Annotated in this window: 27 protein-coding genes and 1 tRNA gene; 15 read left to right on the top strand and 13 right to left on the bottom strand. The window is 44.7% G+C overall.

Annotated elements, in window-relative coordinates; genetic code table 11:
• Positions 1–9: 9 nt before the first annotated feature.
• Positions 10–741, top strand: a complete 732-nt coding sequence (gene pnuC, locus JFC06_RS02605) for a nicotinamide riboside transporter PnuC (RefSeq protein ID WP_198333868.1) — start codon at positions 10–12, stop codon at positions 739–741.
• 207 nt (positions 742–948) lie between these two features.
• On the top strand, positions 949–1,395 hold the full coding sequence (locus JFC06_RS02600; protein ID WP_198333867.1) for an Mpo1 family 2-hydroxy fatty acid dioxygenase: 447 nt from the start codon (positions 949–951) through the stop codon (positions 1,393–1,395).
• 189 nt (positions 1,396–1,584) lie between these two features.
• Here the strand turns inward: JFC06_RS02600 and JFC06_RS02595 are convergent, their stop codons facing one another.
• The 6 genes from JFC06_RS02595 to JFC06_RS02570 all read right to left on the bottom strand — a co-directional run bounded on the left by JFC06_RS02595 (position 1,585) and on the right by JFC06_RS02570 (position 6,207).
• Positions 1,585–2,196 (bottom strand): nitroreductase family protein, encoded by a 612-nt coding sequence (locus JFC06_RS02595; protein WP_198333866.1) that lies wholly within the window; start codon positions 2,194–2,196, stop codon positions 1,585–1,587.
• Between the two features lie 206 nt (positions 2,197–2,402).
• Positions 2,403–3,341 (bottom strand): pirin family protein, encoded by a 939-nt coding sequence (locus tag JFC06_RS02590; RefSeq protein ID WP_198333865.1) that lies wholly within the window; start codon positions 3,339–3,341, stop codon positions 2,403–2,405.
• A 164-nt stretch (positions 3,342–3,505) separates the two neighbouring features.
• A complete protein-coding gene (locus JFC06_RS02585) occupies positions 3,506–4,219 on the bottom strand; it encodes a pirin family protein (protein ID WP_198333864.1) in 714 nt (237 codons plus the stop codon).
• Positions 4,220–4,449: 230 nt separating this feature from the next.
• Positions 4,450–5,142, bottom strand: coding sequence for a YoaK family protein (locus JFC06_RS02580; protein ID WP_198334030.1), 693 nt, complete (start codon positions 5,140–5,142; stop codon positions 4,450–4,452).
• A 76-nt stretch (positions 5,143–5,218) separates the two neighbouring features.
• Positions 5,219–5,773, bottom strand: coding sequence for an NAD(P)H-dependent oxidoreductase (locus JFC06_RS02575; protein ID WP_198333863.1), 555 nt, complete (start codon positions 5,771–5,773; stop codon positions 5,219–5,221).
• Between the two features lie 35 nt (positions 5,774–5,808).
• Complete coding sequence (locus tag JFC06_RS02570) at positions 5,809–6,207, bottom strand: DoxX family protein (protein WP_193005338.1); 399 nt, start codon at positions 6,205–6,207, stop codon at positions 5,809–5,811.
• A gap of 138 nt (positions 6,208–6,345) precedes the next feature.
• On the opposite strand from JFC06_RS02570, the gene JFC06_RS02565 reads away from it, so the two are divergent.
• The 3 genes from JFC06_RS02565 to JFC06_RS02555 all read left to right on the top strand — a co-directional run bounded on the left by JFC06_RS02565 (position 6,346) and on the right by JFC06_RS02555 (position 9,290).
• A complete protein-coding gene (locus JFC06_RS02565) occupies positions 6,346–7,251 on the top strand; it encodes a LysR family transcriptional regulator (protein ID WP_193005299.1) in 906 nt (301 codons plus the stop codon).
• A 108-nt stretch (positions 7,252–7,359) separates the two neighbouring features.
• The gene (locus JFC06_RS02560) at positions 7,360–8,487 is read left to right on the top strand and encodes an MBL fold metallo-hydrolase (RefSeq protein WP_198333862.1); all 1,128 of its coding nucleotides are present in this window, start codon (positions 7,360–7,362) and stop codon (positions 8,485–8,487) included.
• Positions 8,487–9,290: an SDR family NAD(P)-dependent oxidoreductase gene (locus tag JFC06_RS02555; RefSeq protein WP_198333861.1), complete on the top strand. Its 804-nt coding sequence runs from the start codon at positions 8,487–8,489 to the stop codon at positions 9,288–9,290. Before JFC06_RS02560 ends, JFC06_RS02555 begins: the two co-directional genes overlap by 1 nt.
• A 94-nt stretch (positions 9,291–9,384) precedes the next feature.
• Here the strand turns inward: JFC06_RS02555 and JFC06_RS02550 are convergent.
• Positions 9,385–9,459 (bottom strand) — tRNA-Gly (locus JFC06_RS02550).
• 431 nt (positions 9,460–9,890) lie between these two features.
• Between JFC06_RS02550 and JFC06_RS02545 the strand changes: the two genes are divergently transcribed.
• The 4 genes from JFC06_RS02545 (at position 9,891) to JFC06_RS02530 (ending at position 12,239) form a co-directional block, all read left to right on the top strand.
• Positions 9,891–10,703 (top strand): M48 family metallopeptidase, encoded by an 813-nt coding sequence (locus JFC06_RS02545; RefSeq protein WP_193005296.1) that lies wholly within the window; start codon positions 9,891–9,893, stop codon positions 10,701–10,703.
• Between the two features lie 227 nt (positions 10,704–10,930).
• Positions 10,931–11,254, top strand: a complete 324-nt coding sequence (locus JFC06_RS02540) for a BolA family protein (protein WP_193005295.1) — start codon at positions 10,931–10,933, stop codon at positions 11,252–11,254.
• Positions 11,255–11,342: 88 nt separating this feature from the next.
• On the top strand, positions 11,343–11,702 hold the full coding sequence (locus tag JFC06_RS02535; protein WP_193005294.1) for a SirB2 family protein: 360 nt from the start codon (positions 11,343–11,345) through the stop codon (positions 11,700–11,702).
• 135 nt (positions 11,703–11,837) lie between these two features.
• Positions 11,838–12,239 carry a hypothetical protein gene (locus tag JFC06_RS02530; RefSeq protein WP_193005293.1) on the top strand — a complete coding sequence of 134 codons (402 nt, stop codon included), beginning with the start codon at positions 11,838–11,840 and terminating at the stop codon, positions 12,237–12,239.
• Between the two features lie 103 nt (positions 12,240–12,342).
• Here the strand turns inward: JFC06_RS02530 and trxC are convergent, their stop codons facing one another.
• The 4 genes from trxC to JFC06_RS02510 all read right to left on the bottom strand — a co-directional run bounded on the left by trxC (position 12,343) and on the right by JFC06_RS02510 (position 14,673).
• A complete protein-coding gene (gene trxC, locus JFC06_RS02525; protein WP_193005292.1) occupies positions 12,343–12,780 on the bottom strand; it encodes a thioredoxin TrxC in 438 nt (145 codons plus the stop codon).
• Positions 12,781–12,912: 132 nt separating this feature from the next.
• Positions 12,913–13,533 carry a class I SAM-dependent methyltransferase gene (locus JFC06_RS02520; RefSeq protein ID WP_193005291.1) on the bottom strand — a complete coding sequence of 207 codons (621 nt, stop codon included), beginning with the start codon at positions 13,531–13,533 and terminating at the stop codon, positions 12,913–12,915.
• 24 nt (positions 13,534–13,557) lie between these two features.
• Complete coding sequence (locus tag JFC06_RS02515; protein WP_193005290.1) at positions 13,558–13,740, bottom strand: YgaP family membrane protein; 183 nt, start codon at positions 13,738–13,740, stop codon at positions 13,558–13,560.
• A 60-nt stretch (positions 13,741–13,800) separates the two neighbouring features.
• Positions 13,801–14,673, bottom strand: coding sequence for an MBL fold metallo-hydrolase (locus tag JFC06_RS02510; protein ID WP_198333860.1), 873 nt, complete (start codon positions 14,671–14,673; stop codon positions 13,801–13,803).
• A 299-nt stretch (positions 14,674–14,972) separates the two neighbouring features.
• Between JFC06_RS02510 and JFC06_RS02505 the strand changes: the two genes are divergently transcribed.
• The 5 genes from JFC06_RS02505 (at position 14,973) to JFC06_RS02485 (ending at position 18,348) form a co-directional block, all read left to right on the top strand.
• Positions 14,973–15,311 (top strand): ArsR/SmtB family transcription factor, encoded by a 339-nt coding sequence (locus JFC06_RS02505; protein ID WP_406947913.1) that lies wholly within the window; start codon positions 14,973–14,975, stop codon positions 15,309–15,311.
• 57 nt (positions 15,312–15,368) lie between these two features.
• Positions 15,369–17,078, top strand: coding sequence for a SulP family inorganic anion transporter (locus tag JFC06_RS02500; protein ID WP_198333859.1), 1,710 nt, complete (start codon positions 15,369–15,371; stop codon positions 17,076–17,078).
• Positions 17,079–17,264: 186 nt separating this feature from the next.
• The gene (locus JFC06_RS02495; protein WP_198333858.1) at positions 17,265–17,591 is read left to right on the top strand and encodes a beta-lactamase hydrolase domain-containing protein; all 327 of its coding nucleotides are present in this window, start codon (positions 17,265–17,267) and stop codon (positions 17,589–17,591) included.
• Between the two features lie 133 nt (positions 17,592–17,724).
• Entirely contained in the window at positions 17,725–18,057 is a 333-nt protein-coding gene (locus JFC06_RS02490) for a TIGR01244 family sulfur transferase (protein WP_198333857.1), read from the top strand.
• A 96-nt stretch (positions 18,058–18,153) separates the two neighbouring features.
• On the top strand, positions 18,154–18,348 hold the full coding sequence (locus tag JFC06_RS02485) for a glutathione S-transferase family protein (protein ID WP_227670091.1): 195 nt from the start codon (positions 18,154–18,156) through the stop codon (positions 18,346–18,348).
• An 86-nt stretch (positions 18,349–18,434) separates the two neighbouring features.
• Here JFC06_RS02485 and ahpF read toward each other — a convergent pair whose 3' ends face one another.
• Positions 18,435–20,015: an alkyl hydroperoxide reductase subunit F gene (gene ahpF, locus JFC06_RS02480; protein WP_198333856.1), complete on the bottom strand. Its 1,581-nt coding sequence runs from the start codon at positions 20,013–20,015 to the stop codon at positions 18,435–18,437.
• Between the two features lie 478 nt (positions 20,016–20,493).
• On the opposite strand from ahpF, the gene JFC06_RS02475 reads away from it, so the two are divergent.
• Entirely contained in the window at positions 20,494–20,742 is a 249-nt protein-coding gene (locus JFC06_RS02475; protein WP_193005283.1) for a YdcH family protein, read from the top strand.
• A 148-nt stretch (positions 20,743–20,890) separates the two neighbouring features.
• On the opposite strand, the gene JFC06_RS02470 is transcribed toward JFC06_RS02475, so the two are convergent.
• Entirely contained in the window at positions 20,891–21,766 is an 876-nt protein-coding gene (locus JFC06_RS02470) for a glucose 1-dehydrogenase (protein WP_406947915.1), read from the bottom strand.
• Between the last annotated feature and the right edge of the window lie 242 nt (positions 21,767–22,008).

The raw sequence follows: 22,008 nt of genomic DNA, 5'->3' as shown, positions 1-22,008 counted from the left end.
GAAAAAACTATGCGTATTCAGCTATTGGACAACATCACCGGAAAATGGGCGATGCAATGGATTGTTATTTGGTTTATTTGCGGCGTCATTGCCTTATCCGCAGGCTTTTGGCTGACCACAGACCATACCACGCTTGATTGGTTTTATTTGGCCGTCTCTTTTATTGGTCTGGTGTGTGTTGTATCGCTGTCTTTTCGCAAAAACGTCATGGGCAATGGCTTCGGTATGGGCGCAACCGCTGGCGAAGTGATTGTGCAAGCGACCTCAGGTGCCGTGGGTTTGATGCTAGCACCACTTTTTAACTTCTTTACCCACGTCTATGGTATTTTTTATTGGTCCAAACATACGGATCCTGATGGCGACATGATACCCAAATCTGCTAGCAAAGCGGTTTGGTTCATTACCGCCGCATTCATTGTCATTGGCCTTGCTCTCTTCCCAACGATAAATGATTTATTAGCGAGCTACGGTTATGCGGTGGTAGAGGACGATAACAGTCAGTTCTTAGGATTTATTTCTTTTTTTTGGATCAATGTGATCGCTTTTGTGCTTTCCATCACTGCCCAAGCCGCGATGATTTTGCGCTACTCATTTAACTGGTGGCTATGGATTATCGTCAATTTTGTCTGGCTTATCGTTAACCTGATGTCAGGCAATTTTATCTTTGCCATTCAAACCATGGTGTATCAAGTCAATGCGTTTGTTGGTCTTTATGAATGGTATCGCAGCGAGCAAGGCTAATCGCTTTATATCGTCAGCTAGCTTTTCAATATACGAGTGATTTTGCCCACCATCGCGAATTGTATAGCTGATTTTGACTGAGCCGTCTATCAGATAATCTGGTAGATTGGCGCCATTAGTGCTACAACTGATTCTAAGAGCTATATTAATACCCAGATTGATAATAAATGTCAGTCTATGGTTTCAATTACTAACAAGGAGGTTAGTATGTCTTATAATCGTCAAAAACGAATGTCTAAACGCACACTGGAGCAGTGGCTCAGTGAGTATTCTGTCAGTCACCAAAACCTGATTAACAAAAAAATCCATTGGTTATGTGTCCCGACTATTTTTGTCAGTTTGCTTGGCATGGGTATGTCGCTATCAGTCTGGTTTACCTTGGTACTTAGCGCCTTGGTATTGTTGTTTTACATGCGTCTATCCACGCCGCTGTTTTTGGCGATGGGCATGTTTATTCTCATTTGTCTGTCAGTAATGGCGGCGTTACCATGGGGCTTTAAAATCTGGGCAGGTATTTTTATTGTCGCTTGGATTGGGCAGTTTATTGGTCATAAAATCGAAGGGAAAAAACCGTCATTTTTTGAGGACTTACAGTTCTTATTGATTGGTCCAGCGTGGGTCGCCAACAGTCTGATGCGCCGCAAGCCGAATTAAGGCGGGTTATGGTTTTAGGCCCCAAGAAAAGCTATTCGTTGTTAGATTAAACCTTTCTTCTTTAGACCTTTTTAGATAAAAAAGCGCCGCCCAACCTTTCGTTGAGCCGCGCTTTTTTACTTTCTCTTTTTGTATATCAACCACACCCCATATTCTCAGAAGTTGTTTAGCGTGGGCCTATCATTTGAACTATGCACCAAACACTTTTAGGCGCTCACCGACTGGCTTAAATTCTTTGTCACCGGCTGGCTGTTCAATAGCGCCAAACACCATTTGCGCTTTGAGCTCCCAGTCTGCATCAATGTTCCAAGCGTGAGCCACTCTTTCATCAATGATAGGATTATAATGCTGTAAGTTTGCCCCAACATTGATACTGGCGAGCGCCGTCCAAATGACGTACTGATGCATGGCATTGGTTTGGGTTGACCACACTGGGAAGTTTTCCGCATATAAAGGCGCCGCTTCTTGCATGCCTCTAACGACCGCTTGATCTTCAAAGAATAGCACAGTACCAGCGCCCGCTCTAAAACCAGCTACTTTATCTTTGGTAGACTTGAACGCCTCTTCGTCACCAACGATGACGCGCAACGTCTCTTCGGTCATATCCCACAGTTTTTTATGGTCATCACCAAACAGTACCACGATACGCGTTGACTGTGAGTTAAACGATGAAGGCGTATGCAAGATAGCATGCTCAACCAGCTGAACAATTTCGTCATTGGCGACTGGCAACTGATCGCTTAGCGCATAGATAGAACGACGTTTCTCTGCTAACTGCTGTAGTGTTTGTAAATCTGACATAGTGCTTCTCCACATTATTGTATAAGTTATTCAAATCTAGTTGAGATTCTTTGCCAACCCCTATGGTTAACAAATGAGTGTAAAACAGGATGGTTAATTTGCGCCATTATGGAAATAATTCAATCAAAACCCTAGTTCATTTTTGTAAATAAACTTAACTATATATAATTTTCTGAAAGATAATTTAATAAGTAACCGCTGGTTAGTTAGCCTTTAAAGCCTATAGGCAGTTTTGGGGCAGGCAGACGCTCCATAGTAGAGTCAACCTCACCAAAACGCTCATGACCATTGTTCCAGTCGCTGATGGACTGTTCGATTTCTTGTTTATTGTCTGCGACAAAGTTCCACCACAGCAGCACTTGGTTATTCAAAGGCTCACCGCCGATAAACATGATCCGTGTGCCTTTTTTTGCAACCAGCTTGATACGATGGCGACCAGCAATATCCGCATCATGGAAGCGAAACAATTGATCTTTTTCGCAGATACTGCCCTCAGACTCGATCTGCCCTTCTGTCACCAAGATACCATACTCAAAGCCTGACTCTAAATGAAGCGCAACCTCTCCATCTTCTAAGAAATTCACATCGATACCGACCATTTTTGAGTATTGTATGGTCGGCGCATCATAACGCTCGCCTGATACACTGACATAACTCCCTGTCGTGAGAACCATTTCAGTGCTTTGCTCGCGCCAAGTGGGTAGCGCTGGATAATGATGAAAGCTCCGCTCAATTTTCTGATCGGTCGGTAGTGCAATCCACAGCTGCACCATACTCAGGCCATGAGCTGCATCTGGTGAGCCGCCAGTATTTGGAAAGACGCTTTGTTCCGTATGACTGATACCTTGCGTCAGACCCGTACCTGCTGTCATGACATTGACTTGGTTTTTGGTGATGACTTGTTCATTCCCCAAGCTGTCTTTGTGTAGCACTTCGCCCTCTAACATCCAACTAAAGGTCTGCAAATTGGTGTGCGGATGACGACCAACTTGCATGCCTGCCTCATCTTCAGCAAATGCAACTGGGCCAGCATGGTCCAAAAAACACCAAGCACCAATCGGTTGATGGCCTTTATTGGGTAACAATCGTGCGATTAGAATACCACCAACCTCTGCCAACCTTGGCTTTAGGGTTTTAATGCTCATTATGCACCTCTTATTATCAGCGACTGCTTAGCGTGTGATGTCACTAACACACATTAAGCTTAATAAACTACTCAGCGAGCACTCCCACACAGGGAGCTGGACACGGCTGATGGTCAATAGAAATGAATCTGTTAACACCCATATAAAGCCTCAGTGAAAAGCATTTAAAGCGTGATAGGCACTTCCATGACCAGTACCTTCGCATCTTCCTCTGTCACCATCGTAAAATCGCTCGTATCCCAAATGCCTAGGCCATCACGAGTGTCCAAAGTGTGACCGTTTACGACGACTTTACCGCGAATCACAAAAATATAGACACCATTGTTAGGATCTTTTAACTGATAAGTCGGCGTCACACCTTTGTCAAAATCACCCATGCTAAACCAAGCATCTTGATGAATCCACACGCCAGCATCGTCAACGTTTGGTGACAGTACTTGATTAAACTCATTCGGTTGCATGATGTCATCCATGCGCACTTGCTGATAGCGAGGCGTCACGTTCATGACATTAGGGATGACCCAAATCTGTAAAAACCTCACAGGCTCATTGGCATCACCATTCATTTCGCTATGCGTAATGCCCATCCCCGCTGACATGACTTGGATTTCACCTGTCTCAATCACCCCTTCATTACCGATGTTATCACCATGACTGAGCTTACCTGACAAGGGAATACTGATGATTTCCATATCACGGTGTGAATGCTTGCCAAAGCCTTGACCACCGATCACAAAATCGTCGTTGATGACACGCAATGCGCCAAAACCCATACGTTCAGGGTTGTGATAGTTAGCAAAACTAAAGGTGTGCTTACTTTTGAGCCAACCATGGTTGGCATCGCCACGCGAGTCTGCGGCATGATAGATTGCGTTCATGGTATATCCTTATTTATCATATTTTAAACTTATATAAGTTTTTATTTATTAGCATACTTGAACGATGAGTCTATTATAATTATTGTGTATAAATCGATAAACTCAGTTTTTTGCAAATAACTATTCTTATTTATAGAACAATAGTGTCCCTTTCTAAGTAAGTACTGCTTAGTACGTAAATCCCGCTTAGAAAGTCCTAAAATTTTAGCGATGGCTAATGGTGCATCTTTTTAACCAATATCGCGTAAAAATGCTTTATCACGTGCTAAAACCGCCAAATACAAGACAGGCAGTACAAATAACCCAACCGCCCAAAAGCTCAGCTTGAGATATAAAAGCGCCCCGACTAATGCTCCGATCAAAAAGCTAAAAACCAACGTTGCACTATGACCCAGCTTTTTGGCATTTTCGGTAGTGCGTTTGTTCACATAGTCAGTCAAATTGATACCCAACTGCGTGGTGTTGCCAGTCATCAGCACTGTCGGGCTCATGTGTTTGATCAGTGTTTTACTTGCTGTGTTACGTATCGCAAGGGCAATCAAACCCAGTCCGCCCGTTATCGCCACTGTGATGTCACCTGCATCTACAAAGGGCTGATAGTACAAGCCTGCGACCATAAAGGCCGCCAAAAAAAACGCTTCGGCGAAGAATAAGTGACTCAATATCACTGTCTGTTTTTTGCTCTTATCGATAAAAGTCTTGGTCACCATCACTGTCAACACAAATAGTGGCAAAGCAGCCAGTTTAATCCATAGGCCACTCTCACCTTTGACCAAGCCACTCCCTGCCATCACTAAGTTGCCCGTGACATGGGCGGTAAAAAACCCAAACAAGGCGATAAAACCGATGGTATCAATCGCCCCGCCTACTATGGTCAATAACACAGGCGCTCGGTTGCGCTGCCAAAAGCTTGGCGGTGGCAACTGGTCATTACCGTGAGCACTATCCTGACCAGTATTAGTGCTACTGGTGCAATTATGCGTTTGGTCAGAGATGGCGTTAGGCACCAGTGCTTCCTGCAAAAGCTACCAATTCATCGATAAATTTTTGCAGGTAGTTCTGGGTTCGCTCTGTGACGCGACCGTCTTCATGTAAACTGTCAGTCGCTTGGCTAAGATACACTTCAGGACTAACCATCATGTGTGCTGAGAGCATCTGCATACTTTTGCGTACATCAAGCCCACTATTGATGCCGCCATAGTTGCTTGGCGATGCGGTTACCAACGCGACTTTTTTATGCCTCCAGACACTTTCTTTATATGGACGGGAGGCAATATCTATCACGTTCTTTAGAGCCGCTGGCATAGTACGGTTATGCTCTGGCGTGACAATCAAAACTGCATCAGCCGCTGTTAACTGCTGACGGACTCGCTCGTAGCTGTCTATCGTTGTATCGTCATAGTCTTGATTATAAAGCGGCAAATCTGCAATACGCACCTCTTCAACTGTGACGTTTTCGGGCATTTGCGACACGATGTATTGTGCAAACTTGCGATTGATTGACGCTTTTCGCAAGCTACCGATTATTAGGGCAATCTTTATGGATGCGCTCATAGTGACTCCTTATTAATAATAACCAAAGATATTTACTATACTGAGCTTTTGCGAGTATGACTATTGTCAATCGAGTAAGCACCTGGGCCGTGAGCGAAAATCATCAAAAACCCACCTGCTATTGCGATGTTTTTCATAAAAGGATTTATTTGTGACGCGTCAAGCCAAAACTGATGGAAGATGAACGCTGAGACAATATTAAAGCCAACAAACAACGCAGCAATCAAGCGCGCTCTAAACCCAAGCAAAATAGCAATACCGCCAAACAGCTCAAGCGCGATGACTAACGGTAATAGCATACCTGGCACACCCATTGACTCCATATAGCCTTGAGTGGCCGCATATCCCGTCATTTTGTTGAAGCCTGAAAAAATAAAAATCATCGATAAAAGCAAACGACCAATGGGAGCACTAAGCTGTTGTAATTTGTCCATCATGATTATCCAATAAATGTGTGTAAATACGTTTTTTACCAAAGAATGACACCAGTATAAATGTTGACCATAAACGGATAAACAGCAATAATGACAAATGTAAGTTCTTGATTTTAGAACAATCATGAGGCGATAGAGATGGGACAGTTAGAAGATATGGCGATGTTTGTACGTATCGTCGAAGCAGGGAGTATTACCAAAGCAGCTGAGCAGCTAAATATTGCCAAGTCAGCCGTGAGCCGCCGTCTCAAAGAGTTAGAGACACGTTTGGGCAGCCAGCTTATTAGCCGAACCACACGCCAATCGCACTTGACCCAGACAGGTGCGCAGTATTATCAACAAGTAAACAGTATCTTAAGTGCCGTTGATGCCCTCAACGAGCAAACCAGTGGCGCACCCACACGCATTGAGGGCACGCTAAAGATGACAGCCCCTTTGTCATTTGGCCTTATGCATCTGAATGATGTGATTGATGAGTATGCCAGCCAGCATCCTAACCTCAACTTTGAGTTGGATTTTTCCGATCGGCGTATCGATTTGATTGAAGAAGGCTATGAGCTGGCGATTCGAATTGGAGAGCTGCGAGATTCTAGTTATCAAGCAAAAAAGCTGGCATTGATTCGTTGTGTCATTTGCGCCAGTCCTGACTATCTAGCAAGGATGGGCACGCCTGAGACGCTAGAAGATTTAGAAGATCATGAGCTTTTGCAATATAGTCTCGGTCAAACCAATAGTATAGACCTGGTGGATGCTGAAGGCAAAAAGCATCATCATACAATCGATGCTAAAATCAAAGCCACCAATGGTGAGTTCTTAGTGGATCTGGCGGTCAAGGGTCATGGTATTACCTTTATCCCGACCTTTATCGCTTACCAAAGATTGGCACGTGGCGAGCTGGTGCCCACTCTTCAGCAGTATCAGCTACCCACGCTCAACGCCTATGCTGTTTACCCGAAAAACCGATTTTTATCGCAGCGTTGTCGTTATCTGATTGACTTTATTGCCGAGCGTTTCGGTGATGATCCCTACTGGGATGATTTCTGATAAGCCTGTTTCCGCAAATTTAACCGTCTTCTAAAAACGCTACCAAGACCAAAACAATGTTGCTACTATAATCTGCAGAGATATCCATCAGTCATAAGGAGATGCAATATGGATTTATCATCGTTGGGCATGAAAGCCATCCGCGAATTCGATCATGTTCGCGCAAGCCCATTGCCTCAAGAGCGTCTAAAAGCGGCGCGCAGACAAGCAGTGGTATTTAGAGAGCGCTTTATGGATGAAGCGCCTGTGCTGTTTTATCAAAGCGCTGACATGGTCAGAGTGCCCTATCCCACGTGGTATGCCTACAGCGGTGTCTATACCCAAAGCACCTATAAGTTCCCCTACCTACATATCCTAAACCGTATTTTTATCATTCAATATTATGATTGTTTGGGTGAAGTAAAGACCCTGCTGTTTTCTCCTTCTGATATCGAAGCCGATCGAGAAACGCCTTTTTTTAAGCAATTAACAGAAAAAATGCCAAATTGGTCACCACTTGAAAAGGTGGTGGCGCCTATCATCCGTGATGTGGCTGGCGCTTTAGCTGAGATCGGTTTAGCCCCAGAAGATGTTGATTATATTAGCTACGATCACTTGCACACCCAAGACATCCGCCGATGGCTAGGCACTACCAACACTGATGGCTCAACCGACAGAGCTGCCTATTTCCCTAACGCTCGGCTATTGATACATGAGCAAGAATGGCAGAGCACCACTGCGCTGCTGCCCGTCCAAGCGGAGTGGTATTGCCCTAACGGCATCGAGGGCGTGGATCCTAACAAAGTGATTACATTTACTGGCAGTATTCAATTAGGCGAAGGCTTGGCGCTGGTGCATACCCCCGGACATACCGAGGGCAATCACTCTCTAGTCGCACGCGTGCCAGATGGCATCCGTGTCACTTCAGAAAATGGTGTCGGCGCTGATGCTTATGCGCCAATGAACTCAAACGTTAATGCCATTCGACGCTACGCCAAAAACACAGGGATGGAGGTCATCCTAAACGGTAACACCCTAGAAGGCAGTAACGACCAATATATCTCGATGGTCGTCGAAAAGACCATTGCTGGACCCTCTAGCAATCAAGACTTTCCCAACTGCGCACCAAGTAGTGAAGCCACGCCCTACTGGCTTATTCCTGGTCATAAAGTCAGTCATTTAATGGGCGAGACAACCTTTGGAACGTTACAAAGGCGCTCCTTACCGACCGACCGAATGCAGAAGGACGGTGTCTGATGGGATATTTTACGGATAAAAATATTTATATCACTGGCGCGGCTTCCGGCATCGGCTTCGAAACGGCCAAACAGCTGATCCATCAAGGCGCAAACTTGGTGTTGTTTGATGTGCAACCGCTTGATGCAGCTTTAGCCATACTCAAGGGATTGAATAAATATAACACCTCGATTGCCACTTATGCGTTGGACGTGACCGATGCCGATACGACAGCCAAGCAAATCGCAGCGGCGGCTGAGCGACTGTCACCAGATATTTTAATGCACTTTGTTGGTGTGACAGGGCCTTGGGCCTTTGATGAGATGACTCAAGCGCAGTTTGAGCGTGTGATGAATATCAATGTGTTTGGTACGCGCAACGTACTGGCTGCCGTACGTCCGTTTTTATCACGGGGTGATCAAGTCATGGTCACCGCTTCCATGTCATCCTTCACTGGCAGCTACGGTTATAGCTCGTACAGTGCATCGAAATTTGCTGTTTGGGGCATGATGCAGTCAATAAGCTTTGAATGGAAGCCACTCGGTATCGACATCACCGTCTTCGCGCCACCGCCGATAGATACCCCGCTTACCCAATCTGAAGTTGGCGTGATGGCGCAAGCTGGTATCGGTATGAAAAAACTCGCCGGTGAACTAAAGATTGAAGCGGCGGTCAGATCTATGTTGAAAGGCGTAGAGAACCGAGAGTTTTTAGTGGTGCCAGGGGTCATGGCCAATTTGATTAGACTACAGTTGCGCTTTTTTCCCGTTAGCTGGGTCAACTGGATAGGCAACAAAACTGTGGCATGGTCGATGAGAAGTTAATTATATTATCCTTAATCATCAGCCTAGCTCAAATTTTACCCATAAAAAAAGCCTTACTATAAAGTGAGGCTTTTGCGCTTTTTCAAGCCATATTTGGAGCGGGAAAAGAGATTCGAACTCTCGACCCCAACCTTGGCAAGGTTATGCTCTACCACTGAGCTATTCCCGCTTAATATCAATGCGTAGCGTTGTTAACAACTGCTCCGTCTCGATAGGCTGGCTATTTTAGCAAATATTTTGAGGGTGTCAACACTTTTTTTAAAATTAATTCGGAGTAATGTGATTTTAATTGCCATTTTATACGAGTATCTAGCATAAGCTATTGATTTAATAGCATCTATTACCGCCCAAATAATTTCACTATTATTTCACTTCTCATCTGTGACTTACAATCCTATGCTGCGTTGTTACTATTCCTGCATTGGTTTTGACCTGTTAACATTATTATACTTATGGCTAATGGCTGTTGAGGTAAAATTTTATTGTTTCAGTAGATTGGTAAAAGCAGGTAGAACATCAATAAAAGGCTGCCTTTTCGTCTACTGCTCATCTCACCTTTTTGTCTCACTTATTTTAATATTTATAGCGAGGATGTTTAGCATGAAAAAATTACTGACCACCACTGTGATGGCCGCCTCATTGTCGGCACTGACTTTGACGGGTTGTTCGAGCACAACTAGTACTGGCGCCGTTGGCGTTGATCGCCAGCAGCTCCTTTTGGTCTCAAGCGAGCAAGTGTTGCAGTTATCAGCGCAAAGCTATGCTAAAACCATGCAAGAAGCAAAAGCACGCGGCGTGCTGGACACCAACCAAGCGCAGCTTAATCGCTTAAAAAACATCGCTAATCGCTTAGTGGGTCAAGTTGGCGTCTATCGCCCAGATGCCGCAAAATGGCCATGGGAAGTGCATACGATTAAATCTAATGAGTTGAATGCTTTTGTTATGCCAGGTGGTAAGATCATGTTTTACTCAGGTATCATTGACCGCCTAAATCTCACGGATGATGAGATTGCAGCGATTATGGGTCATGAAATGTCGCACGCCCTCCGTGAGCACTCACGTGAGCGCCTATCACGACAGTACGCCACACAGACCGGCATCGGTGTTGCTGCCAGCATCTTTGGCCTATCACAAGGACAGGCTGAGCTAGCGAACGTCGCAGGTGACTTGGGTTTGAGCCGTCCGCACAGCCGCACACAAGAAGCTGAAGCCGATCAAATTGGTTTGGAGTTAATGGCACGCGCAGGCTACAACCCACAAGCCGCGATTACCTTGTGGCAAAAAATGCAGCGCGCCAGCCAAGGCGAGCCGCCACAATTCCTAAGCACTCACCCAACCAGCAGCAATCGTATTGCGCAGCTACAAGCATTGATGCCCAAAGTCATGCCACTGTATCAAAAGGCGCGTCGTTAATCAGGATGGTTAGACGTTGTATTTTTAGTCAGCACGCCTAACTTATAAAAGCAGAGTCCACACTATTAAGCTGTACTCTGCTTTTTTACTGTTTAACCACCCGCTTATCTTAGCAACACATCTCGTTTAATAGCATGCCATACCACTCACAGCCTCTGCTATAATAAACAGCATTTGTCATCGCAGATTGCTAAGTATTATTAAGTCACGTACATTCAAGGATTGTTATGAGTAACACACCTACCGCCGATGCGCTTGTCGCTGAGCTACAGGCTTTGCAACCGCAACATCTAGAACTGGTCAATGAGTCAATGAATCATGCTGGCTATTTTGAAGGCAAAGAAAGTCACTTTAAATTGACTATTGTCAGTGACGCCTTTGAAGGCAAAAGATTGGTCGCTCGTCACCAGTTAGTCTATGCACAGGTCAACTCGCTCCTAACTTCCCAAGGTGGGCAAGTACATGCCTTGGCTATCCATGCCTACACCCCAACAGAATGGCAAGGTCAAAGCCCTGATAGCCCGTTATGTGCTGGACAAAACAAAGTTTAGAAGAGTCATTTGTCCCAACCTTTTTTATACAATGATGAGATGCTATAAACACGCTCGAAAACTGCATTTTTAGAGGACGCAATATTTAATGAAACATTTACATATGCTAATGGCGGTACTAATCATTGTGCTGTTTTTGTACCAAAGCTACTTGGTGTTAAGTACAAATAGACAAGCGCCACGTGCGGTCAAAATAGCCACTCACATAATTTATGCGCTAATTATCGTATCAGGGGCCGTCATGCTCATGCAGCTGATGAGCGCAAGCGCCCCTGTACAGTGGGTATTTGCCAAAATCATCTTATTAGTGGCAGCCATTAGTGCGAGTATAAAAGCCTTTAATAATCAGGCGACGCTTGGACAAAGAAAAACAGGTATTCTTATTGCCGCTGTGGCGTATGTTGGTATCGTCATACTCGCGATCACCAAACCTGCAAATTTATTTTGATAAGTATGTCGTATTAGAACGACAAAAATCATCAACGTGTTAGGGTTAAAAATCTTGAATAATCAATATCTTAATCCCGTGATTTTTGCTATCTTAAATACTTACCATACAGTAACTTAGCCTAATGGAGCCACTATGAAAACTCTTACTACAGCGTCACTACTGGTAACAGCGGGCATTTTCGGTCTCTCAGGCTGTGCCTCTACTGGCACTGTCACACCGCAGTATGTGCCGCCCAGTACTTATCAAAACTATGATTGCCAAGCACTCAGCCAAGAGTACGCCCGTGTCAATCGTTATGTGGCAGCGGCGCGCAATGAGCAATCGACCTTATCCGCCTCAGGGGTCGGGGTTGGGGTGTCTGCAGGACGCTGGGGGATCTCACCTAACATCAGTTTTGGTGTGGGTAAGAGCAGCGATACCAAAGCTCGCGATGCAAAATTATCGCGCCTGTATGGCGAGCGTGATGCAATAGTTCAGTCTGCCCGTATTCAGCGCTGTAGCTTTGCAAACGGTGTCAAAATTTATGGCGAGTAGTACTCAATAAGCCATATCGACAGTTTCAAAGTAGTGTTAACGAAAAAAAGCCAATATGCGCTAAGCATGTTGGCTTTTTTTATTCATGATTACAGTCTAACGGTTATGATTGCAGGCTTTGTACCCACTGAACAATTTGGTCACTAGGTAGGGCGCCTGACTGCCGGGCGATTTCTTTACCGTTTCTAAACGCCACCATGGTGGGTAAGCTGCGAATATTATAAGGGGCTGCCGCTTGCTCATACTTATCTGTTTGTATCTTCGCAAAAACCACTTGCGGTAACTGACTGGCAGCCGCTTTGAACTGCGGTGCCATCATAAGACACGGTTGACACCAACTCGCCCAAAAATCAACGACGGTCAGCACGTCATTTTTTTGAATGACTTTATTGAGCGTTTGTGCGTTCAACTCGTGAGGGCTGCCAGTTAATAACGGCTGGCTACATTTACCACAATTTGGTGCCGCATTTATTTTTGCGGCGGGAACGCGGTTGGTCGCTTGGCAATGTGGGCATACTAGATGAAAACTTTGCTCGCTCATAATTTGATTCCTATTTTAATTGTTCTAATCGTTTGGCTTTTTTAAAAATTCACTATTGGTATTTGCAAATGAAAGCTGTCTACACAGGTTTGTTGCCCAAGCAATTTTAACATAATTGTTCATACTCATTATCTATGACACTTGGTGTGCCACGCCACTATATACGTAGCTCATCGGTCGTGGACCGGGCAAGTACTCCTCACTCAACTCGTCGATGACAAAACCACCTGCTCTAATTATCGCTGGAATATCACGATCTAGATGACAACCGCCTGCCATCGGTTTCCAAAAAGGTGTTAAACGATACTGCCAGCGCTTAATAGAAAGGTCTGGCGCTAAGCCATGCTCACAAAATAGTAAGCGACCGTCAGGTTTTAGTACGCGTGCCATTTCTCTAATTGCGGCTACTGGATCATCGATACTACATAAGGTGAAGGTCATCACAATAGTATCAAATCGATCGGTATCAGCATGAATGCCTTGGACATCCACCGCTATCACTTCAATTGGAATGTTAATGTCAGCTGTTCGTTTACGTGCCAGCGTCTGCATCTGAGAAGCTGGGTCGATACCGATAATAGAAGTGACTTTTTTGGAATCATAAAATTGCAAATTCAGACCACTGCCAATCCCAACTTCTAATACCTCGCCTAGCGCCTGAGGGACAATTTTAGACCGCGCTTTCGTCACATTGCCCGTACTACAGACGACATCTATCAGCTTTGGCAACACATAACGCTCGTACGGATTCACTGCCTTCCCCCTTTATTGTCACACTTAGCGCTTGCAAGTATTTATCCCAAGCATACTGTACAGCGGACAAAAGCGGAACAGTCCTGTGAGTAAAGGAACTAAGCCAATTACACCCCACCAGCTTTGGAAATACAAACCCAAGCCGATAATGACGACACCAGCAATAATACGTAGTAACCGTTCAGTACTTCCGACATTCATTTTCATGGTTGTGTCCTTTATAGTTCAAGTATTAGGTAACAACTGTCTCTCATTATACTGTCGGGTTTATTCACCGAGCATATTGATCGGTATTTTCAAATATCGAGTACCATTGTCTTCTGGCTTTGGAAAGTGACCGGCATCAATATTAACTTGCACTGCTGGAATGATCAGGCGCGGCATCTCCAAAGTCGCATCGCGGCGCTCGCGCATCTGCACAAACTCAGCTTCATTAATCCCATCTTTAACGTGGATATTACCCAGTTTTTGCGCAGCGACAGTAGTCGTTGGGCAGTGTTTACGGCCCTTACTGGGATAGTCATGACACAGGTACATCACGGTATCTTCTGGGAGTGCCAACAGCTTTTGGATAGACTGGTACAGCGTTTTGGCGTCCCCTCCTGGAAAGTCGCAGCGCGCCGTCCCCACATCAGGAGCAAACAAAGTGTCGCCCACGAACACCACTGTTTTTTCTTCATCAGCAGCCACATAAGCCATATCAGCACGCGTATGACCCGGCACGTACATCGCAGTAATAGTAATACTACCAAGCGCTAATGTCTCACCGTCATCTGTCAAAATATCAAACTGACTGGCATCGGTACGAAAGCTGATATCAAAGTTAAAAATTTGCTTAAATATTTTTTGTACTTCGGTGATATGTTGGCCTATGACTAACTTCCCACCAAGATTTTCTTTTACATGGATCGCAGCTGACAAATGGTCTGCATGCGCGTGAGTCTCGATAATATAGAGCAGCTTCCAACCGTGCTCATTTACAAACTCAATGACTTCATCAACGCTGCTGCTGCCAGTGCTGCCCGATTTGGCATCAAAGTCCAACACTGGATCAATGATGGCACATACTTGCTGCTGAACGTCCGCCAGTACGTGCGTATAGGTTTCTGTGTCGCTATGTAAGAATGAATGAACTTGCATGGCTACCTCGTTGCTTTTATCAGAATGTTTTATTTTTCAACAGATTCTTCAGTATAATATGGGCTCACTTATCATACTTGCCTATACCTGCTTATTATTGATACACATCAATATAGCAACTACTATACATTTTATCAATTTATATAATGTAAATAACTATAACTTGATATCACTGGCGAGATCATTGATAATTAACTGTATTTTTTATAATCTCTACTCTTTTTAATTATGTCTCATATAAGGAGCTCGCTCTGACTACTTCAGCATTGAGCACATCTACGACCAACCCTAATGATACTATGTCGTCACGCGTCGTAGAGGTCACACCCAAAGACTTGGCTGAACAAATGCAACAGGCCTCGATGCAAGCCAGCCAATTATTAAAGTCGCTGTCCCACCCTGATCGCTTATTGCTGTTGTGTCAGCTAACTCAAGGTGAGTACTGCGTCAGCGAGCTTGAAGATCTCGTCGGTGTTGGACAGCCAAGCTTATCGCAGCAGCTGGGTATCCTACGTAAGGATGAGTTGGTCTCAACCCGCCGAGAAGGCAAGCAAATTTACTACAGTATTGCAAGCGACGACGCGTTAGCGGTATTGGAGCTGCTCTATCAACGATTTTGTGCAAAAACCGACCGTTAGCTTACTGGCTTAACTCTGATGTTTAATTAATTTTCTTTATTGTGATGACGTATTGCTATGCTTTCTATCGCCGCGCGACTGTTTCCTACTTGGTTACGTCAGTATCAACTGTCTGCCTTGCCGACTGACGTCATTGCTGGGCTGGTCGTCGGTGTGCTGGTCATTCCACAAAGCTTAGGTTATGCGGTGCTAGCAGGGTTACCACCCGTCTACGGACTGTATGCCGCGATCGTGCCCGTCATGGTTTATGCTTGGATAGGCTCAAGCAATGTCCAAGCGGTGGGGCCTGTTGCTATCACGGCAATTATGACGGCAAGCAGCCTGCACCCTTATGCATCGCAGGGCGCTCAGCAGTACGTATTGATGGCAAGTTTGTTGTCGTTGATGGTCGGCGTCCTACTATGGTTGGCGGGTCGGCTCAAGCTTGGCTGGATTATGCAGTTTATCAGTCGCGGCGTATCGGCGGGCTTTATCAGTGGGGCGGCCGTACTGATCTTTATCAGTCAGCTTAAGTATTTGACGGGTATTCCCATTGCAGGAAACGGTTTGATTGGTTATCTGTCCAGCATGCAAAGGTATGCCCACCAGCTACAGCCGCTGACGCTGCTTATTGGGGTGATAGCCTTTGTCCTGTTGGTTGCCAATCGCTACGGCAGTAAATGGGTATGGCAGTCTTGGTTGTCATCCGCCTATGCCAAATGGGCAGAGCGCTTATTCCCGCTTATTCTACTTGGTATTGCCATCGTCCTGAGTGTCAGTTTGCATTGGACAACGAGTGGCGTGGCTACGATTGGTCGTATTCCGCAAGGGCTACCAACTTTTACTATCCCCTATGTGCCAAACTTTGATGAAGTGCTAGATTTGTTACCTAGCGCTGGGCTAATGGCGCTGATTATTTTTGTCTCCAGTAGCTCAGTTGCGAGCAATTATGCACGCCTGCGCGGGGAATCCTTTGATGCCAACCGTGAGCTGACGGGCTTGGGGCTTGCCAATATGGCAGGTGGTTTTTTTCAAAGCTTTACGGTCGCTGGTGGCTTTTCGCGCACCGCGATCAATGTCGATTCAGGTGCCAAAACGCCGGTCGCTAGTTTGACAACAGTGCTGGTCATGATTGCCGCGTTAATTGCTTTTGGTAACTTACTAGCCCCTCTCCCCTATGCCTTACTAGGCGCAACCATCATGGCGTCTATCATCGGTCTCATTGATATGACGACCTTCAAATCCGCGTGGCAGCGAGACCGCTTAGACGCTGCCAGCTTTATGGCCGCTTTTGTGGGTGTGCTGATATTTGGATTAAATACGGGTTTGGTCATTGGTCTGATGGTGTCGTTTGCTAGCTTGATTTGGCAATCAAGCAAGCCGCACGTTGCTATTGTGGGTCAATTGGCAGGTACGGGGCACTTTCGTAATATCAATCGTCATGACGTGGTGACGTTTCGTAATCTGTTGATGCTGCGTATTGATGAAAGCATATTTTTTGGTAATAGCGAATCCGTCCATCGCCGTGTCGTCCAAGCCACCCAGCAGTATCCAGAAGCTCGTGAGATTATTCTTATTATGTCAGCGGTCAATCACATTGATTTGACGGGACAAGAGATGCTTATTAGCCTCAACCAAGAGCTTTTGGGCCAGCACAAGCACCTAAATTTTAGCTTTATTAAAGGACCTGTGATGGATATCATTGAGCATACGCCGATTATCACCCATCTGTCAGGACACGTTTATCTCAGTACCATGGATGCGGTAAACGCATTAAAAGATGTCTAATAGCACTAGACACCGCACGTTATTGAATCAATAATCGTCATCTCGGCTGTGACAAAATGTAGATATACTAAAAGCTGTGTTATGCTAAATTATTCTGGTCTTTATAGATCATCACTGCCAAACATGGCTCTTAACCCTAATGCGCTAAAATCTACTGCCTTTTAACATATATGGCCGAACTGACTTATGACCGATAATTTAACCATTTATAAGCAAATTTATCCGAGCCAATGCGTAAAAATTGCTGAGCTTGGTTATCGTTCTGTGCTCAATATTCGTCCTGACGCTGAAACAGAGACGCAGCCTAATAGCGTCGATTTTGCCCATGCGACTGCAAAAGCCAACTTGTCCTATCATCATTTACCATTTGACGAGGAGCGGTTGAGCCGAGCGACTGTCGAGCAATTTGCTGACTTTTATCGTGCCATGCCCAAACCCATACTCATGTTTTGCGGGACAGGTGCCCGTGCTAAACTGCTTTACCAAAGTGCATTGATGCAAGGGTTGCTGTAGAGACGGCTATAAAAACGGTCATGACGCTTACACACCTCATCTTTAGAAAACTGCCCATACAGCTTAGGCTTAGATTCTGTACTTTCCACCCAAACTGATCATTTTTTTACATAGACAATAAAAAGGAGCTCTTATGAGCCATCAAGTGAGCTTTACTGGACAAATCACCCCTGACCAAGTACCGATGATTGCCGAAAATGGCTTTAAAACCATCATTAATAACCGTCCAGATGGTGAAGAACCAAATCAACCAACCAGCGCAGAAATTGAAGCCGCTGCTAAAGACGCCGGTCTTGCTTATAAGGAGATATCTTTTGCTGGTAATGAGCTCAATCAAAACCACGTCGAAGCGTTTGCAGATTTCTTTAATCAAGCGGAACAACCCATGTTGATATTTTGCCGTACGGGTAACCGCTCAAACGGTATCTATGAAGCCGCCAAGCAAATGGATTTGTTAGACGATTGATAGTGAGCCACACAAACTTACCACTGCTTAAAAGGACGGGCAGAAGACAGTTTTCTATTCGGTGAGTTCACGGCTGCAGATGTCTTTTTTGCTCCCGTGGTTCTGCGTTTAAACACCTACGCTAGAGCCTCCAACCTTACTCTACAGCCAATCACCAAGCAATACTGCCAAACGCTACTAAACCATCCACATGTACAAGCTTGGCAAAAAGCCGCCCTAGAAGAAACCCGTATTATTAAAGAAGATGAAGCAGGAGACATCCTGTCGGTGGCTGGCATACTAGCTGATTAGTGCTTCATTGTTACTCAATAAACAAAACCCCTGAAGTCTACTATGACTTCAGGGGTTCAAATTTTTAGTAAAGTATCAGTGGAAAACTACTGCATAACCAAGTACTCAAATGCAGACAATGCCGCTTTACTACCCTCGCCCATCGCAATGTTAATCTGTTTAAATGGTACGGTAGTCACATCACCACAAGCAAAGATACCCTTGCGATCTGTATGACAGCGCTCATCAATCTCAATCTCACCAAAGCGGTTTAAATCGACAAACCCTTTAATGAAATCTGTATTAGGCACTAGACCGATCTGTACAAACACCCCTGCCAGATCAAGCTCTTTGGTCTCACTAGTGTTACGGTCTTCATAGACGATTGAGCTGACTTTACCGTCGGCCGCTTTGATTTCTTTAGTAGCGGCACTAACAATAATATCAATATTGGCCTTTTCTTTGGCTTTATTGATCAATACTTGGTCAGCCTTTAGCTCATCGGCAAACTCGAACACGGTGACATGCTTGACGATACCCGCCAGATCTAACGCAGCTTCGATACCCGAATTACCGCCACCAACGACCGCCACTTCTTTACCTTTAAAAAACGGGCCATCACAGTGAGCACAAAACGCCACGCCTTGACCAATGTTTTCTTCTTCGCCTGGTACACCCAGCTTACGCCATTGAGCACCAGTCGCTAGAATAATACTGCGAGTCTTAAATGTCTCACCCGTATTTAGGTGGATACTATAGTTTTCATCTTCGGTCTCATCAATCTCTTTGACCCTAACGTGCTCTTTGAGAGTGATGTTGTACTCTTGCAAATGTTTTTCAAAATTTGCAGATAACTCGCTACCCGTGATCAAAGGGACAGAGATTAGATTCTCAATGTCCTGTGTGTCTTTAACCTGTCCACCGATACGGTCAGCAACCATGGTCACTTTTAAGCCTTTACGCGCCGTATAAATAGCGGCAGCCACCCCTGCAGGACCTGCGCCAATGATAGTCACGTCTTGCTGCTCTAGCTGTTCAGCATCCTCTTCGTTAGCATCAGCTAACAAGTCAGGATATTGCTCTTGTAGCTTTTCAATTAACTTAGCCGTGTCAATTTTGCCATTAGCAAAAGGTTTACCATTTAAAAACACAGCGGGTACGCCTTGGATATTGTTGGCATCAACTTGCTCTTGGAACAACGCGCCATCGATCATCTCGTTACTGATGTCATTATTGAGGAGCGCAAATTGGTTCAGAGCCTGTACCACTTCAGGGCAGCTATGGCAAGACAGTGACACATAAGTCTGGAACTGGAGCGGCTTATTAAAACGCTTGATAAGCTTCTGAATACCTTCATCCAACTTTAAGGTGTGGCCACCCGCTTGCAAAATTGCCAAAATCAATGACGTAAATTCATGCCCACCTGGGATACCACTAAAAACAATACCCGTATCACTCAATGCGCCATCAAGGTGACTGACCACTTTAAAGCTGATCGCACTCGGTAAGCTCTCATCAGTTGCTTCTACGTCAAAATTAATCTTATCAGTAGTGCCTGCAATTTTAGTCAAAAAATCAATCAACTCAGCACGCTTACTATGTTCGCCGCTACCCAATACAAAGGTAATCGGACGGGTCATATTTTCGCTATAGCTTTTGACTGCATCTAATAAGTTTTGATCTATCATGTTTGTTCCTCGTTATTACTGTATATGTAACGGCAACTGCATGTCGCCCGTTCAAATATGAATTCTGTATTACTAATAATTTGTCTAATACTCTATAGGCCTATGCCTTTTGATGTCTCTATTATCATAGGTTCCAAGTGTTTAGACAAGCTGAGAAACTCAAACTTTACGTTTTATAAAACCAATCATTAAACGTTATAAATAATTAAATTTAAAACCATAGGCAGAGTATACCCATAGCAACAAGGTACTTTTTTCGCTACAATCAAAAGAGGTCGATAGGAATTATTCCTATTGAGCTTACGGCAGATCAGCTTTTACGTGTGCTTATTAAAAGCCCTTTCTGCTTGTATTGGCCTTATCGCTGTTAGTTTAAATGCGATAAAGCCCCGTAAGAATCAAGTCTCACAATCATAAAATCTTAACGAAATACGCGTTTGCTTACTGCAATATTGCGTTTTATAACAAGGATGACCCGATGAGAAAGACTGATACTAGGCAAGACAATAGAGAAGTTATTGCTGAACTTAAGCAGAAAGACAGCCACTTTGCGAATATTTTCGATGAGCATACTCAGCTTGATGAGAAAATCAATCAACTTGAAAAAGACGTGGTACAACATGCCAGTCGTGACGAAGAAATAGAGCACATGAAGCGACGAAAGCTATACCTGAAAGATGAAATTTATAAAGCCATTGAAAAAAACAAACTACAATCTTTGAGCTAGCCTGCCTACGCTTTGCAGTCATTGCTTTATGCGAGTAAGTAGCCGCCTATGTGCGTGGTTAAATAATTAACTGACACATAGGCGGCTATTTTATTGATCATTTAGGACGATTTATTGGTGGTTTTCTAACCCTGTCATTAACCAATGCTTACCCACCAATAATCTCACCGCCATTCACATGCATGACTTGTCCAGTAACATAGCTTGCCTCGTCACTTGCTAAATATAAGTAAGCAGGGGCTACTTCATTGGGCTGACCGGCACGTCCCATAGGCGTGGTTTGTCCAAAACTTTCTACTTCTTCAGGACTAAATGACGCTACGATAAGCGGTGTCCAAATAGGCCCTGGCGCCACTCCGTTGACGCGGATGCCTTTTTTCTCACTCATTAAGTTATTGGCCAACGCCCGCGTAAAAGATAAAATCGCGCCCTTGGTGGAAGCATAATCAATTAAACGGTCACTACCACGATAGGCGGTAATGGAGGTGGTATTGATGATGCTACTACCAGCCTTCATGTGTGGCAACGCAAATTTACTCAACCAAAAATGCGGATAAAAATTGGTGTGAATGGTTTTATCAAACTGCTCGCTACTGATGTCAGTGAGCGACTCTTGCTCAACCTGCATACCTGCATTGTTGACTAAAATATCAATTTGGCCAAATTCAGAAATAGCGGCATCGATGAGCGCCTGACAGTTAGATTCTTGCGATAAATCAGAGGCGACCAAAAGGCAGCGCTGGTCGTAGGACTCGATATGCTGCTTGGTAATATTGGCATCGTCGTCTTCGCATAGATAGCTGACCACCACATTTGCGCCTTCTTTGGCGAACAGTATCGCGACTGCTTGGCCGATCCCACTATCCGCGCCCGTGACCACCGCCACCTTTCCAGCAAGTTTACCGTTTGGATAGTCGCGCGGTAAGACTTCAGGGGTTGGCGTTTGCTCCTGCTGTGAACCAGGTAATGACTGCTGCTGTTTAGGGAACTCTTTATCAGATGTTTGATTGGTACTCATAACCACTCCTTTTTTTAATGTTTTTTTACTATTCATTAACCTAGAAAGTCTTAAGGCGCAAATTTTTGTCTTACTTTGCTTTGTTTATATTTGCGCTTATGCGGCTCTTTTTCCGCCCGATTTATATGCACTGTTTTTGCACATTAGGTTTCGAGCCGTTATTAGACTTATGCTCAAGGCTACTTCTTACTCATTTATTTATGACTAGCATAACGACTCAGACGTACAAGACAAACAGCCTTACGTGA

Source organism: Psychrobacter namhaensis (assembly GCF_016107545.1).
Lineage (GTDB): Bacteria > Pseudomonadota > Gammaproteobacteria > Pseudomonadales > Moraxellaceae > Psychrobacter > Psychrobacter namhaensis.
Note: the sequence above shows the minus strand (reverse complement) of the source record. Positions and strands in the feature narration are given on the sequence as shown.